This is a genomic window from Flectobacillus rivi, assembly GCF_030056655.1.
In the GTDB taxonomy this organism is placed as follows: Bacteria; Bacteroidota; Bacteroidia; order Cytophagales; family Spirosomataceae; genus Flectobacillus; species Flectobacillus rivi.
This window is the reverse complement of the sequence record NZ_JASHIE010000021.1, coordinates 1-15,719: the sequence shown is the minus strand read 5'-3', so window position 1 is coordinate 15,719 and position 15,719 is coordinate 1. Positions and strand designations below refer to the sequence as shown.

Below are 15,719 nucleotides of genomic sequence, written 5' to 3'. Positions count from 1 at the left end.
ATACACGCCTATTCCTTAAAAGGCATGATAGTAAAGTTTAGAAAGAGTGGGTTTGAGCTGGAGACGTAAACTAGAAGTTTTTATTAAGAAAATAACAGACTTTTGAAACGTATAACACTATAGAACACTTCTTGTAAAAGAATTTCTACGATAGTACAAATATTAGAAATGCAAAGTAGGCTTATCATAATAAAGCCTATCCTGCTTTATTAGCAATTGTTAAAAACTTTGTACGATTCAAAAAAATATCTTAAAAAAACAATTTTTTATTTTTTTAATTAAGAAATAATTTTAAAATTTACACCGTGAAATATGACCTATTTAACTCGTCGTTGCACTTTACGTGGTTAAATTCTCAAGCTCCTTTAACACATCTCTGTGTTGTTTTCACAAAAAATGAATGTTATAAATCAGTTTTCTATAAATAAGTACAATCACCCACTTTAAACAATCTCCTAGGAAGGGCCGCTCTTAGTGGATGTTAAACAATTATTCCAAAAAACATGTATATCGGTTGTTGGATTGATTAGCTCTCTTTTGCTCTATAATTTCCATTACAAAAGCTCAAAAGCTGTCTTCTAATACCCACACAAAAAACAAATATGAAAGTGAAGCTCCCATAGGCTTGCTCATGTCCGTTGAGTGATAGTCTTTATCTATTAGCTTCTGAATTTTTAAATTATTTTATGAATGTAACAAATGCCTTGATAGTCATGGTGTTATGTTATTGGCGTATGCTTTCTAGCATAGGAGATCGATAAAATGCTCTCATGTTTCTGTGTGTTATACGCACAGACTGGCACTTATATGCTTTATTCAAAACCAACAATTTAAACCAATTCTAAATCATAGAGTTACCAAGGCTACTGTAGCATACAATCACATTTCCAGCAACCCTATCATAATTGAGCAAGACGTTTGTTTTGCTATGATGGACTACGTATATACTTATTGTTTCACTTTGAGTCATTGGTGTAGAGCTTTTTGAAAAAGTTTTTTTTATAAATAATCAGTTAAACGTTTAAGCAAAGAAAGGAGGTATATTAAGCAACAAAAAATCGCTTCAATATCATTGTTACATTTTTCCAAACACTATTTCTATGAACAACAAATTACTACAAAAACTAGCGGGGGTCATTGCCCTGTGTTGTCTATTTTTGATTACTTGGACTGCCCAAGCCCAAGAAAGAAAAGTAACAGGTAAAGTTTTGTCAGCGGCCGACGGACAAGGTTTACCTGGAGCTTCAGTTATGGTAAAGGGCACTAAGGTGGGGGTTGCTACGGGTGCAGGCGGAGAGTTTACTATCGCAGTTAAAGGAGCTAGCGATGTATTACTTGTTACGTCTGTGGGTTTTCAAAACCAAGAAGTTAGAGTTGGATCTCAATCCAATATTACAGTAAGATTATCAGAAGATGTAGCCAACCTAACAGAGGTGGTTGTAACAGGTTATGGTACACAGTCAAAACGAGATATTACAGGTGCTGTAACTACAGTGAATGCTAAAGACTTACAGTCTGTTCCTGCAACTACGTTTGCTCAACAATTACAAGGTCGTGCCTCTGGTTTGAGTATCGTGAACGATGCTACGCCAGGAGGTAATGCAACCGTTCGTATCCGCGGCTTCGGTACGATTGGTAACAACGACCCTCTTTTCATTATCGATGGTGTACCTACTGAAAATCAGGGTAACCTTAATCCAAATGACATTGAAACTATTCAAATTTTGAAAGATGCATCTTCTGCATCTATCTATGGTTCGCGTGCTGCCAATGGTGTAGTAATCATCACTACGAAAAAAGGAAAAGCAGGTGTACCAAAAATTACGTTCAGTGCCTACTATGGTAGCCAAAAAGTGTCGAATGATGTACAATCTTTGAATGCCAAAGAATTAGGTCAGTATCTATATTTGGCAGATAAATATGCAAATAAAGATCCCCAACATGGTCAATATACCTTTGGTCCAAATGGTGAAATAACAATCCCTGATTATGTATATCCAAGTAAAGGGAAAGCTGGTACACCTGAGGTAGATCCTAAGTTATATTCACTGACACCAGATAACATTTATGCTATCACTAAATCAGCAGATACCTATTGGTGGGGTGAGCTAACCCAAACGGCTCCAATTTCAAACTACCAATTAACCGCATCTGGCGGTACTGATAATAGCCGCTATGCTTTGTCTTTGGGTTATTTTAGCCAAGACGGTGTGGTAAAATTCATCGGTTATGATCGTTATACATTGCGTACTAACACCGAATTTTCAGCCCTGAAAAAACGCTTGAGAGTTGGTGAAAACTTCACGGTATCAATTGATAACCGTAAAGGTGGATATAATAACAATGAAGAACAAAACGCTGTTTCAGGTTCGTACAAACACCACCCATTGTTGCCAATTTACGATATCGCTGGCAACTTTGCAGGTAGCCGTGGTTTAAATTTGGGGAATAATTCCAATCCTTATGCTACATTGTACCGTCAAAAAGATGACCGTTTGTATCGTATGCGTGGATTTGGTAACGTATTTATGGAGTTTGACATTTTGCCAAACCTTACTGCTAAAACTAGCTTTGGGGTAGATATTACCACTGAGAATAAGAAAGAATTAGGTCGTGCAAACCCAGAATATGTTGAAGGTAGCTTTAACAATAGCTCTACCTCACGTACCAATTATGATTACCAATGGGTATGGCAAAATACCTTGTCGTACAACAAGACCTTTAATGAATCTCACAAAATTGATGCTTACATTGGGTTAGAATCAATCAAGCAATTTGGTGAGTATTTTGGTGCTAGTCGTAATGGTTATGCTTTCGAGGTTGTGCCTATTATGAGCTATCTTGATCTTGGAGACCCAACAAAGGTATCTAACTATGGATCAGTAGGTAATGACTATACATTGTCTTCACAATTTGGTAAATTTAACTATTCTTATGAAGGTAAATATTTACTTCAGTTGATTGTTCGTAACGATGCTTCGTCTCGTTTCTTATCTGCTTCACGTAATGCGTTTTTCCCTGCGGCCAGCTTTGGATGGCGTTTATCTGAAGAGAAATTTATCAAAGATCAACTACCGTTTTTCAATGACTTGAAATTGCGTTTTGGTTGGGGTAAAACAGGTAACCAAAAAATTGGTAAGTACAATGCCTACACTACCTATCGCTCTGATATTTACCACGCTGGTTATCCTATCGATGGAAATCAAGTTACACCAACGATTGGTTATGACGCTAGTGCGTTTGGTAACCCGAATGCAAAATGGGAATCAACAACCTCAACAAACATAGGTTTGGATGCCGCATTATTGGGTAGCAAATTGACTTTTGAATTGGATATTTGGAACCGTAAGACTACTGATATGTTATTCACAACACCTATTACCTTTACAGCAGGTGATGCAACGGCGCCAGCATTTAACGTAGGTGAGATGACAAATAAAGGGATTGATTTCGGGATAAACTACAAAAACTCGGTAGGTGATTTCCGCTATGGAATTGGTGCTAATTTATCTACGTATCGCAACAACGTAGATAAATTAGATGCTAGCCCTAACACACGTTACCTTGGTTATAGTTCGCGTGTACCTGCTGTTACAGTGACGCAAGCGGGTTTACCAATTTCTTCTTTCTATGGTTATAAAGTATTGGGTATTTTCCAGTCTGATGATGAAGCTAAAGCTTGGCCAGCTTATGGTGACTATAATAAGGCAGGTAAATTCAAGATTGCAGATATTAATGGCGATGGTAAAATCACGGAGGATGACCGTACTATTATTGGTAATCCACACCCGGACTTTACGTATGGATTGAACCTCAATTTTGGTTATAAAAGCTTTGATTTGACTATCTTCTGCAACGGTACTCAGGGTAATGATGTATTCAACTATACTCGTTATTTCTCTGACTTCAACACTTTCCAAGGTAACCGTTCGAAACGTGCATTGTATGATGCTTGGCAGCCAACCAACAAGTCAGGTACTGTACCTATCATGGATGCTAACGATCAAATCAGTAGCCGTCCATCAAGCTACTTTATCGAAGATGGTTCGTATTTCCGTATCAAAAACGTTCAACTTACTTACAACTTGTCTCGTAAAATTGGTAGCAAGCTAGGTCTTGACAATGCTCAGGTGTATTTGCAAGCACAAAACTTGGCAACATTTACAAAGTATACTGGTTTAAACCCTGAAATTCAAACAGGAACAGATAACACTTTAGGCTTTGATGGTGGTTATATGCCAGTTTCTAGAACATTCATTTTGGGTGTTAATCTAGGATTCTAGGCACGATGACGGTATCTGATTTGTAAGAAAACTAATGTTCGTTTTTTACCAAAAGAGAAAAAATATGAAACGTAAAAATATTATAAAACTGTGCTTGTCGGCTGGTCTCGTTGTTGGTATTGCTACGGCTTGTAGTGATGAATTCTTGACGCGTGAGCCACAAGGTCAATATAGCCCATCGTCTCTCCAAACAGCCAAAGGGGTAGAAGGTATCCTCTTGGGTGCTTATGCCATGATTGATGGCCAAGGTTTGGATGGACAAGATGCTTGGAATAACGATATTCAAAGCTGGGTATTTGGTGGAATTGCCTCTGATGATGCCTATAAAGGTACTGATGCGGGTGACCAACCAGAACAGTCGTTCATTGAAAAGTGGGACTTTCAATCTACCAATAACCATATCAAAAATAAATGGAGAGGATTGTTTAAAGGGGTTGCACGCTCAAATGATGTGATAAATACCCTTAAAAATGTAAAGGATGTTAGCGATGATCGTCGTAAACAAATTGTAGCAGAGGCTCGTTTCTTACGTGGACTTTTCCATTTTGAAGCTAAAAAAATGTGGAGGAATATCCCATATATCGACGAGAATATCTATAATTTGAACGACTTGGAAAGTACCAAAGTACCAAATGATAAAGATGCTTGGCCATTTATTGAAGCTGATTTCAAGGCTGCGATGGATGCTTTACCTGCGACTCAGGCACAAGTTGGTCGCCCAACAAAATGGGCTGCGATGGCTTTCTTGGCAAAAGCTTACATGTACCAAGGCTGGAATGTTTCTACAGGGGCAGCAAATACTACTAAGTTACAAGCAGCTAAAGCATTGTTAGATCAGATTGTAGCGAGTGGTAAATTTAAGTTGATGGATAATTTCAGAGACAACCATGATGCTAATACTCGTAATAACGCAGAGTCTATCTTCGAAATTCAATATGCATCATCAAGTGCTAGTGGTGATGCTGCTGATGCTGGTGTAGGTTTGGCTCACCCATATACATCGCCTTGGGGATGTTGTGGTTTTTATCAACCATCTCAAAACTTGGTAAATGCCTATAAAACAGATGCTAATGGCTTGCCATTATTGGATACTTTCAATGATTCTGACGTAAAGAATGACCAAGGAGTTGATATAAAAGATCCATTTACTCCATATGAAGGTATGCTAGACCCTCGTTTAGATCATACTGTTGGCCGTCGTGGTATTTTGTTTATTGACTACAAAATTCATAGTAGTGACTTCATTCGTGACCAAACGTATGCTGGTCCTTATTCTCCGAAAAAACACATTCCTTCAAAAGCCTTTACTGGTGTAAATGGCTGGGCAAACCTTACAAGTAACAACTACCGCATTATGCGTTATAGTATGATTTTGTTGTGGTTAGCTGAATGTGAGGTAGAATTAGGTAACCTTGAAAGAGCAAGAGACTTGGTTAACCAAATTCGTGCTCGTGCTGCCAACCCTGCTGGTTTTGTTCAGAAGGCTACGCAAGGTGCTACTCGTGATGCCTACACATTGGTGTTTGATTCAAAAGGTGCTCCAGTTCCTGCTGCCAACTACAATGTGAAGCCTTATGCATCTGCTTGGTCAAATCAAGCTACGGCTCGTAAGGCAGTTCGTTTCGAAACTCGCTTGGAGTTTGCGATGGAAGGTCACCGCTTCTTCGACCTAGTGCGTTGGGGTATTGCTGCCGAAACATTGAATGCTTACAATGCCGTAGAAAGCACTAAACGTGTTTACAAAAAAGGTGGTGTATTTGTAAAAGGTAAACATGAGTTTTTCCCAATTCCTCAAGAAGCAATCGACCGCTCTGAGAAGGATGGTAAACCAACCCTTACTCAAGACCCAGCTTATAAATAGATTGGATTGATAACTGAAAAATGGTGTCTTTACAGAGATGGTACCCTGTGCCATCTCTGTTTTTACTGTATATAAAATTGTTAATCAAGTGTTAGTGCAAAATTATATTTAAGTTTTTTGTCTTAGGGATAAGGCAACAGGCACAGAGTGTTAAAATGTTTTTTATTACCCACAGCCATGCTTTTTCCAAAACCCACCGCCGAAAGCCGATACCTGAAAGCTTAAAGCACAATTTTAAACTTTATTTTGCGTACAAACTTAAGTATGAGTGCTGAATTATGAGTTGTAAATTGTGAATATAAAACTTTAATTATCAATATCTTACATTTAAAATTTATTAAATCTTATTCTGCACGATTACTTAAGTATTAATGCAAAATAAAATTGCATTAATATGCTCTAGGCTATAAGCCGTAAGCATTAGGCAAAAAAGTTTCTATTACTTCATGAGAAATACTATTTAACTTTTTGCCTACCGCATAAAGCCTAGAGCTTAAAGCGGGTAAAATTTATTTTAATTTTGCCTACTAATTTAACTAATAACTTTTTTACTTATAATATGCCTCAAACCTCTACCGTAACTGCATACCGTTTTCTATATTTAATCACCCTAGTAGGCTTAGGCTTACTAGGGCTTTATGCTTGTGGAAGTGCATCAAAAGATGGGCTTTTTAAGAAAATTGACCCCAAAGACTCTGGTATTCATTTTTCGAATCGTATTTCTGAAAATGATACTATGAATATTCTGACTTTCGAATATATCAATAATGGGGGAGGAGTGGCTATGGCCGATTTTAATAATGATAGTTTGGTGGACGTGTATTTCACAGGCAACCACGTTTCTAACCAGCTATACCTCAACGACTCCAAAACGAACCAACTACATTTTAAAGATATTACCAAAGAAGCAAAGGTGACAGGCGAAGGTCGCTGGTGCTCTGGTGTGGCGGTTGTAGACATCAATCAAGATAATTTGATGGATATTTATGTTTGTACAACTGCTCGAAAAACCGCTGGTCAGCGAGCTAATTTGCTGTATGTCAATCAGGGAGTAGATAGGGCAGGAATTCCGCATTTTAAGGAAATGGCGCAAGAGTATGGGCTTGCCGATACAACACATTCTACCCAAGCCGCTTTTTTTGATTATGACAATGATGGCGATTTGGACGTGTATATCGCCGTAAATGAGATGGCGGATGTTCGTTTTCCTAATATGTATCACCCTCGTGTTTCAGATGGAAGTTCGCCTTTGACAGATAAATTATATCGCAATGATTGGAATCCAACGCTGAAGCATGCCGTTTTTACAGATGTTTCACACAAAGAAGGAATTCTGTTTGAAGGTTTTGGTTTAGGGATCAATATTACTGATATCAACCAAGATGGCTGGAAAGATGTCTACATCACCAACGACTACCTGACCAATGACCTGCTGTATATCAACCAGCATGAAAATGGTAAACATATTGGTTTTAAAGATGAAGCCGCTTTGTATTTTAAGCATACCTCACACTCTGCGATGGGGAATGATGTGACAGATATTAACAACGACGGTTTGGTTGATATTTTGGCTTTGGATATGATGCCTGAGGATAATTATCGTAAAAAGATGATGACACTAGGTAACAATTACCAAGCCTATCAAAACAACGAAAAGTTTGGATATGTATTCCAATATCCTCGCAATACCCTTCAGCTCAATCGTGGGATAAACCCCTATACCCACCGACCAGTATTTAGCGAAGTAGGCTTGCTGACGGGCCTGGCAGAATCTGATTGGAGTTGGACGCCACTGGTGACCGATTTTGATAATGACGGGTTACGAGATGTAATTATTACCAATGGTTTTCCGCAAGATATTACTGATCAAGATTTTATGGTATACCGTGCTGAAGTGGGTGCTTATGTTGCTCCTGTGCAGTTGTTGGATTTAATTCCTTCGGTAAAAGTTAAGAATAAAGCTTATCGCAACAAAGGTAATTTACAATTTGAAGAAGTGACAGAATCTTGGGGAATCACCGAACCAAGTTTTTCAAATGGCGCTGCCTATGCGGATTTGGATAACGATGGCGATTTGGATTATATCATTAACAATATCAATGATTCGGCTTCGGTTTTTTGTAATAATGTACGCCAACAATTACCAGAAAAAAGTAACTACCTGCGTCTCAAATTTGTAGGCAATGCTTCTAATAAAAATGGACTAGGTGCGACTGTGAAGGCTATTTATGGTAAAGGAGAACAACAATTCTATGAAAATACACCTTACCGAGGTTATTTATCCTCAGTAGAAACTGGTGCGCATTTTGGACTAGGTTCTCATAAAAAAATTGGCCAATTAGTAGTTACTTGGTCAAGTGGATTGGTGCAAACGATAACGAATGTGCCAGCCAATCAACAACTTGTGGTGTATGAGTCTCAAGCCAAGCCAGCTATAAAATCGGAACCGAATACTGACTTTCTTTTTACGAAAAACCAAGAAAAAATCGGTAAAGACTTTGTGCATGAAGAGGAGGATTTTATAGACTTTAATGTTCAAAAACTCATTCCACATAAATTGTCTCAATTGGGACCATGCATAGCCGTTGGCGATGTCAACCAAGATGGTTTGGAGGATTTTTATATGGGAGGATCGCTTCGTCGTAAAGGAGTGTTTGGGTTACAAAGACCAGACGGAAGTTTCGAGAAAAAAGACTTACTACCCGAAAAAGCGATTGATAAGAATTGGGAAGAAATGGGAGCCTTATTGTTCGATTTAGAAAATGATGGCGATTTAGATTTATATGTTGTAAGTGGAAGTAATGAATTGCCTGTGGGTGATAATGGCTATCAAGACCATATCTATATTAATCAAGGTAAAGGAAAGTTTGTACTAGGAAATGGTATTTTACCAAGTTTCTTGAAAAGTGGCTCTTGTGTTAAAGCTTGTGATTTTGACCACGATGGCGACCTAGACCTCTTTATTGGTGGGCGTGTTGAACCCAATAAATACCCTAAAGCCACCAATAGCTACATCCTTCGTAACGAAGCCCCATTATTGAAATTTTCTGACGTGACAACGACCATGGCGCCTGCTTTGAAAGATATAGGATTGGTATGTGACGCCTTGTGGACAGATTATGATAATGATGGTTGGGAAGATTTGCTACTAGCAGGAGAATGGATGTCGCCAACCTTTTTGAAAAATAATAAAGGACGCCTTCAGAATACTTCGAATACAGAGTTAGCAAACTATAAAGGCTTTTGGAATAGTATTGTAGCTGGTGACTTTGACAATGATGGTGATACGGATTATGTATTAGGAAACCAAGGTGAAAATACCCTCTATCGCGCTAGCGACGATATGCCAGTAAGGCTATATCATGGCGATTTTAATACTGATGGAAGTTATGATGCTATTCCGACGGTATATCTCAAAGACACCTTGGGCAAGCGTCAAGAGTTTCCATTTAATACACGTGATGATATGGTGAAACAGATGATTCAGACTCGAAAACGGTTTGATAAGTATCATAAATATGCCAAAGCTACTATCCATGAAGTACTTACCCCAAGCGAATTGAGTACCGCTACGATATTGACTGCTAATTGGACAAAAACAAGTTACATTGAAAACTTGGGTAATGGCTCTTTCAAGCTGAAAGCTTTACCAAATGTAGCGCAATTTTCGAGTGTCAATGCCATGTTAGTATCCGACTGGAATGCCGATGGTAATTTGGACTTATTACTCAGTGGCAATGATTATGGCAATGAAATCAGTATTGGTAGATTAGATGCAGGGATGGGAGAAGTATTACTAGGAGATGGGAAGGGCAACTTTAGTACTTTACCATTAGCCAAAACAGGCTTATGTCTTGATGGAGATACCAAAGCTTTGGTAATGATTCCAACAGCGAAGGCGCAAATAGGATTATTGAGTTCGCAAAATAGAGGAGCTTTAAGGGAAGTGCTTTTATCACAAAAACCAACGAAAATCATTCCTTTACAAGCCAAAGACCAATCGGCTATTGTTTGGTTGAAAAATGGTAAAAAGCGAAAAGAAGAGTTTTATTATGGTAATACTTATTTGTCTCAATCGGCTCGTAATCTGTATCTTAACTCAAGCGTAAAACAAATTGAGATTACCAACTACCATCATCAAAAGAGAGTTTACTAAAAAGTACTCAAATGCTAGGAGTTTATTTACCGTTTATAGAAAAGGGCGTTCGAGAAATTCATTTCGAACGCCTTTTTTTATACGATATTTCAAAGTTTGGTTATAATAACAGTATGTTTACCTATTCAGGAGATACCAAAGAATTTACCAATACTTTGATATATGACAATCAAAAGTATACTCATTCTAATAGGATAAGTCAAGAATCTAAAAAACGAATTTGGCAAATCATTTATGCCCAAGAAGTTGGAAGTCACCATAAAAAAGGTTGGGTATGCCTAATAATGAATATGCAAAGGTGATTAGTTTGCAGATGAATTATAAAACTTGTCAGCAAACCATCTCCTGCTCCCCAATAATGGTTTATAAAAACACTTAGAGATTATGAAAATTAAAGGTACTTTAATATCAATGTTTCCTTTGTTGATGATTCTTCTTTGGAATTGTAATAAAAACAGAAGTGTAGTAACAGCGCCTTACTATGACGAAGCGAATATGTTAGAGCTAGAAGTGGACAGTATTATGTTTCCTCCCGAAGTACTTATGTTTCCTATACGCTTGAGATTTACCAACAAGACAAATAAAAAAATAGCAATGTTATTTAAGCCTGATGTGAATAAGAAGTTTAATAAGAACATGATATTTATTTCTGCAGATAATGACACTATTCGGTTTAGTTTTTTGGATAGTTTAATAATTTTTAATGAATACAGCAAAACCTCATTTACAGTGAGTGGAATGTACACATCAAATCAATTGTTTAGAAAAGGAGGTTTTGAGGTTTTAAAAAAGAATTTGCAAAAAGGAAAATTGATTTATTTGGGCAATACAGAGTCAAACGAGTCAATTAAAATTACAGAGCAATCATCACGTAAAATCACCAAGGCATTATTACAAATAGATACCTTATTTATCCCCTATCGTTTAGAAGCAAGTACTCAAAAAACAGATTTTGTATATTCATTTTTACAAGGTTCACTTGTTCTAGTGACCCAAAAGCTGGCGATAAACAATAAAAGATAATATCCTCCGCTGGTACTAGCTTCCAATACTTACTTCTAGAGACAATAAATGCTATAGGGGCAGGTCAAATAAGTACTGTATTAAAATATGCAAGTAAAACTATAGGAAGCTTAGGTATAGCAACTTCAGTTGTTGATATGTCTGTAAATGGCGTTTCAATTTCTAACTCTTTAGACTTGGCTATGTCTGGCTTAGCTTTATTAGGATTTGGTACAGCTATTGCAGGGGGGTATTTTTTACTTAATAGCGCTACAATTTTAACTACTGGTAAAGACATTGGTCAACATATCGATTCTGCAGCTATAGATATAAATGGAAAGATGCTTATAGAGAATATAAAAGCAGTTGGAAATTAGAAATATTTTTAATTAAGAATTTATGATTGTTCTAGATAGTATTTATTATATATGTTGCCTATTTTATAAAAATAGAGAAAAAGAAACCTTTAAGGGAAGTGGTTTAATATTAATGGTTAATTCAGTTCTAATGAATGTAATGCTAATAGTAGTATTATTGCATTCTTCAATGACTAAATATGCAATAATTGAATTCATGATTAAAAGCAGATTGAATCAACTATTAATAGCTTTTGGAATATCTCTAATAATTGGGATACCTTTATACATACGGTATTTTAGACACATGCCATTTGAAAAGATAGACCAAATTATTCTTGCTTTATCAAAAACGAAGAAAATAATTTTATCCATGATAGCAATAATCTATTTAATATATTCATACTTTTTTATTATTAGCTATGGTATTTATTTGGGTATAAATAAGTAATAATCGCACTGGTCTCAGTGACCTCAATTATTAATAGTGGATCCATTAGCGGAAAAATTTTACCCGTTGTCTGGATATAGTTATATGGCTAATAATCCAATTATTTTGAACGACCCAACTGGTAAAGATTGTACCATTACTAGAGAACAAGATAAAGATGGAAATATCGTAATTACGATGACTCTCCCCTCGCTGGTCTAAGTGTTTTTTCACTTAGACCCACAAATAAAAGCAGTCTTTGACTGCACTCAAATACAAAGCGTTACTTCGCCTTTGTTAGTAGTATTTCACGGGGGCGTCAAGACCAACAACACATGCGTCAGCAACACAAAAAGGATGAAGTACACCACAAACAAAAGGTACAGATAGGGCTTCCGTCAAGTCGTAGGTTAAGCGTAGCATTCCCTCGCTGGTCTAAGTGTTTTTCACTTAGACCAGCGAGGGAATGTAGTCTTTGGAGCAGGTGTAGGAGTTGGCTTTGGGGGGCAATTTGGATTAGCTGTAACTGGGGGAATCTCACAACTTTTAACTCCAATAATTCCAACTTCTCAGCGTTCATGGAGTGATATTATTCGAAATGCATCTAATGCATTTTAATCCTGTATCTAACTTATTAGGATTTTAGTATTGGGGATATCTAAAAAAAGAAAATCATGATAATTTTTTTAAAAAAATATAATTGGATAATAGCTATCATATGCTTTTTTTATGTTTGTGTATATCTTCTGATTATTGCTCCTGAGAAAAAAAATAGTGATTACTATTTGAGTACTTACAAATTTAATTTTCGAGGTAGAATAATTGCAAAAAAAGAGATTGATCATAACTCTGGATATATTTGTTTAGATTTGATTAGTTCTGATATTGAAAGATTTAATCCATCAGATAGTCTTGATGATTACTTGTGTATAATTGATAACAAAAGAGCAATAGTTAAATCAACAGGCATGAATACCTTAAACATAGGAGATTTATGAAGAAAGAGCAGATAGCTGTTTTTTTTACTCTAAGGATAATATGCTAATAGAGAAAGGCAAAAAAATATTTATTGACTGGATTCAACCGCCAGAATCTTTTAATATGTGTAAGTAAGGCTGGTTCTTTACTTAAAGCAGACCCCGCTAGTACTAGCTTCCAAGCCAGTACTTACTTCATCTAAGGTTTCCAATCCTATCAAGGACAGAAATTTTATTAGTTAAAGAAGATGTTTTCAAACATAGCTTTAATTCTTCAAAAGGATATCTCCTAATTATAACTCTGTCGGTATTCAATCGGTGTGAAATTAGTTTTACTTTTGAATAGCTTACTGAAGGATTGTGAGTATTCAAATCCTAATTGATAAGCTATTTCGCTTACGGTTAAATCGGTCATTATGAGGATCTCTTTGGCTTTTTCAATCAATTTATTGTGAATATGTTGCTGGGTATTCTGTCCCGTCAAATTTCTAAGCATATCACTCAAATAGGCGGAGGATACATTCAGTTCACTTGCAAGTTTGTCGACGGTTGGCAATGTCATATCTTTATTATCAGCAAAATAGTTTTCTAATAGGCGTTCAAAATTGGTTAGAAGGTCATTCGTAGCCATTTTTCTAGTGATAAACTGACGACTATAAAAACGGTTACAATAGCTCAAAAGCAATTCGAGATTTGATACGATAATATCTTGACTGAAATTATCTACCCTTGCATTTACCTCTTTTTGAATATTCTGAATAATCGCTTCAACAGTCATTTCTTCTTCGTCCGAAAGATGTAGCGCTTCATTGACTGAGTATGAAAAAAAGCCGTAGTTTTTGATAAGTTTTCCTAATTGGTATTCTCTAATTAAATCAGGATGGAATAATAATGACCAGCCATCTTTATTTCTATCTTCCTCATTATCAATGTTGATTACTTGGTTAGGTGCCATAAATGACATTGTCCCCTCATCAAAATCATAGTAGTTTTTGCCGTATTTTAACTGTCCTTTAAAACTTCTTTTAATGGAAATATTATAAAAATTGAGTAACAAATTTGGCTTTTCTTCATCACGTATAGCCGTAACTGTAGAATGGTCAATAAAGGTAATGAGAGGATGTAAAGGTTTGGGCAATGACATCAAACGATGCAATTCCGAAACAGAATTGATGATTTGAATATTTCTGTGGCTTTTTTCCATTTTGTAAAATGATAAGGAAAATAGAGAAGCGATGAGACTTCTCTATTGCTATCGCATTCTGACTTTTAATACTGTTTTACTTAAAACCACCTGAAACTTCAACCGTTTGTCCAGTGATAATGCTCGATTCATCTGAAGCAAAAAATACGGCCATACTTCCAATATCATTTGGAGTAGCCATGCGTCCCAAAGCACTTCTGTCAACAACAGACTGTATCGACTCTGACTCTTTGGTAGGTCCTAATTTTGCGACTCCTTCTGTCCAAACACCCCCTGGACGTATAGAATTAACTCGAATCTTTTTTGAACCTAATTCTTGTGAAAGAGCATAAGTAATGGAATCAACCGCACCTTTCGAAGCCGCATAAACAACTGAGTAAGGCTCTGGTCTTGTTCCCGCAAATGAACTGATATTAATGATACTTCCGCCGTTTTCTCCAAAAAGCTTGACTGCTTCTTGAGATGAGAGAAGTACACCTAAAACGTTTAGGTCGAAAGTTCGTCGGTACGAATCCTCAGAGAATGAGTCTAATAAGGCAAATTCGTAAACACCTGCGTTATTTACCAAAACATCTAAACCACCAAAAAGATTTATGGTTTCTTCAAAAAGACGTTTTACATCGCGCTGCTTTGACATATCTCCTTGAATGGCAACCGCATTGCCGCCCGCGCTAACTATTTCGGCAACCACTGCATCAGCACTTTCTTTACTCGAAGCATAATTTACTACTACTTTTGCTCCAGATGCACTCATTTGTTTGGCAATTCCAGCACCGATTCCTTTAGATGCACCCGTTACCACTACCACTTTGTTTTCTAATTTATTATTCATTGCTTTGTTTATTTGTGAGGTACAAAGGTCTGAAGTGTAAAGAGTTGGGATGTGTTCAAAATGGAGTTGTTTGTGTTCAAAATGAATTACACGATGTTAATCAATTATAATACCATCAATCTCTTTTTGTCATGCAGTATCTTGTTAAAGTATTCTAATCATCTAGCAAAATGTATCGAATTTCGAATAACCTATTGATATTAGTCTTAAGCTTTTCCTTTTTGATTGGTTGCGAGACTATGGATACTCGATTAACCATTAAAAATAGCTGCGATGTTACGTTGTTCTTTGTTGTGACTAATGAAGAGCTTGACATATTATTTAATGATGCAAAATATCCATTAAATAAAAACGCTGAATTTACTTTCTACCCCAGAAGAGAACCTCATAGTGAATATGTTCATCCAATTGGTGGTTCTCGATATTGGGATAGTATGTTTTCAACGTCATCTACAAAGCAATTACGTATTTATGTATATGATGAAAAAACTTTACAAGATTGTCGGCTTCCCATTTTTAGTACAGTTTAAAAATATACATAATCTGTCTACTTTGATTATGTTTTTAACCCTTCTTGGGCTGAGTGTAGCGTAGCGGAACGAAGCCCAAGAAGGGTGT

General features: G+C 36.6%; 11 protein-coding genes. 8 read left to right on the top strand and 3 right to left on the bottom strand.

What is annotated here, in order from left to right; all coding sequences use genetic code 11:
* Positions 1 to 1,100: 1,100 nt before the first annotated feature.
* From QM481_RS23085 to QM481_RS23060, 6 genes are all read left to right on the top strand, one after another.
* Positions 1,101 to 4,283: a SusC/RagA family TonB-linked outer membrane protein gene (locus QM481_RS23085; protein ID WP_283383534.1), complete on the top strand. Its 3,183-nt coding sequence runs from the start codon at positions 1,101 to 1,103 to the stop codon at positions 4,281 to 4,283.
* Between the two features lie 64 nt (positions 4,284 to 4,347).
* The gene (locus QM481_RS23080) at positions 4,348 to 6,144 is read left to right on the top strand and encodes a RagB/SusD family nutrient uptake outer membrane protein (protein WP_283383533.1); all 1,797 of its coding nucleotides are present in this window, start codon (positions 4,348 to 4,350) and stop codon (positions 6,142 to 6,144) included.
* A gap of 559 nt (positions 6,145 to 6,703) precedes the next feature.
* Positions 6,704 to 10,300 carry a VCBS repeat-containing protein gene (locus QM481_RS23075; protein WP_283383532.1) on the top strand — a complete coding sequence of 1,199 codons (3,597 nt, stop codon included), beginning with the start codon at positions 6,704 to 6,706 and terminating at the stop codon, positions 10,298 to 10,300.
* Positions 10,301 to 10,684: 384 nt separating this feature from the next.
* Positions 10,685 to 11,323: a hypothetical protein gene (locus QM481_RS23070; protein WP_283383531.1), complete on the top strand. Its 639-nt coding sequence runs from the start codon at positions 10,685 to 10,687 to the stop codon at positions 11,321 to 11,323.
* A gap of 137 nt (positions 11,324 to 11,460) precedes the next feature.
* The gene (locus QM481_RS23065) at positions 11,461 to 11,679 is read left to right on the top strand and encodes a hypothetical protein (protein ID WP_283383530.1); all 219 of its coding nucleotides are present in this window, start codon (positions 11,461 to 11,463) and stop codon (positions 11,677 to 11,679) included.
* Positions 11,680 to 12,145: 466 nt separating this feature from the next.
* The gene (locus tag QM481_RS23060) at positions 12,146 to 12,310 is read left to right on the top strand and encodes a hypothetical protein (RefSeq protein ID WP_283383529.1); all 165 of its coding nucleotides are present in this window, start codon (positions 12,146 to 12,148) and stop codon (positions 12,308 to 12,310) included.
* A gap of 75 nt (positions 12,311 to 12,385) precedes the next feature.
* Here the strand turns inward: QM481_RS23060 and QM481_RS23055 are convergent, their stop codons facing one another.
* Positions 12,386 to 12,511 (bottom strand): hypothetical protein, encoded by a 126-nt coding sequence (locus QM481_RS23055; protein ID WP_283383528.1) that lies wholly within the window; start codon positions 12,509 to 12,511, stop codon positions 12,386 to 12,388.
* A 251-nt stretch (positions 12,512 to 12,762) separates the two neighbouring features.
* Here QM481_RS23055 and QM481_RS23050 point away from each other — a divergent pair, with 251 nt between their 5' ends.
* Positions 12,763 to 13,086 carry a hypothetical protein gene (locus QM481_RS23050; RefSeq protein WP_283383527.1) on the top strand — a complete coding sequence of 108 codons (324 nt, stop codon included), beginning with the start codon at positions 12,763 to 12,765 and terminating at the stop codon, positions 13,084 to 13,086.
* A gap of 268 nt (positions 13,087 to 13,354) precedes the next feature.
* On the opposite strand, the gene QM481_RS23045 is transcribed toward QM481_RS23050, so the two are convergent.
* Both QM481_RS23045 and QM481_RS23040 read right to left on the bottom strand, forming a co-directional pair.
* Positions 13,355 to 14,269, bottom strand: coding sequence for a helix-turn-helix domain-containing protein (locus QM481_RS23045; RefSeq protein WP_283383526.1), 915 nt, complete (start codon positions 14,267 to 14,269; stop codon positions 13,355 to 13,357).
* A gap of 76 nt (positions 14,270 to 14,345) precedes the next feature.
* Positions 14,346 to 15,101 carry an SDR family NAD(P)-dependent oxidoreductase gene (locus QM481_RS23040; RefSeq protein ID WP_283383525.1) on the bottom strand — a complete coding sequence of 252 codons (756 nt, stop codon included), beginning with the start codon at positions 15,099 to 15,101 and terminating at the stop codon, positions 14,346 to 14,348.
* Between the two features lie 239 nt (positions 15,102 to 15,340).
* Here QM481_RS23040 and QM481_RS23035 point away from each other — a divergent pair, with 239 nt between their 5' ends.
* Positions 15,341 to 15,631: a hypothetical protein gene (locus QM481_RS23035; protein ID WP_283383524.1), complete on the top strand. Its 291-nt coding sequence runs from the start codon at positions 15,341 to 15,343 to the stop codon at positions 15,629 to 15,631.
* The last annotated feature ends 88 nt before the right edge of the window (positions 15,632 to 15,719 follow it).

Bases quoted from the DNA above. Each gene is read 5' to 3' on its own strand.
- QM481_RS23085 (WP_283383534.1), top strand. From the start codon at position 1,101: ATGAACAACAAATTACTACAAAAACTAGCGGGGGTCATTGCCCTGTGT.
- QM481_RS23080 (WP_283383533.1), top strand. From the start codon at position 4,348: ATGAAACGTAAAAATATTATAAAACTGTGCTTGTCGGCTGGTCTCGTT.
- QM481_RS23075 (WP_283383532.1), top strand. From the start codon at position 6,704: ATGCCTCAAACCTCTACCGTAACTGCATACCGTTTTCTATATTTAATC.
- QM481_RS23070 (WP_283383531.1), top strand. From the start codon at position 10,685: ATGAAAATTAAAGGTACTTTAATATCAATGTTTCCTTTGTTGATGATT.
- QM481_RS23065 (WP_283383530.1), top strand. From the start codon at position 11,461: ATGTCTGTAAATGGCGTTTCAATTTCTAACTCTTTAGACTTGGCTATG.
- QM481_RS23055 (WP_283383528.1), bottom strand. From the start codon at position 12,511: ATGCTACGCTTAACCTACGACTTGACGGAAGCCCTATCTGTACCTTTT.
- QM481_RS23050 (WP_283383527.1), top strand. From the start codon at position 12,763: ATGATAATTTTTTTAAAAAAATATAATTGGATAATAGCTATCATATGC.
- QM481_RS23045 (WP_283383526.1), bottom strand. From the start codon at position 14,269: ATGGAAAAAAGCCACAGAAATATTCAAATCATCAATTCTGTTTCGGAA.
- QM481_RS23040 (WP_283383525.1), bottom strand. From the start codon at position 15,101: ATGAATAATAAATTAGAAAACAAAGTGGTAGTGGTAACGGGTGCATCT.
- QM481_RS23035 (WP_283383524.1), top strand. From the start codon at position 15,341: ATGGATACTCGATTAACCATTAAAAATAGCTGCGATGTTACGTTGTTC.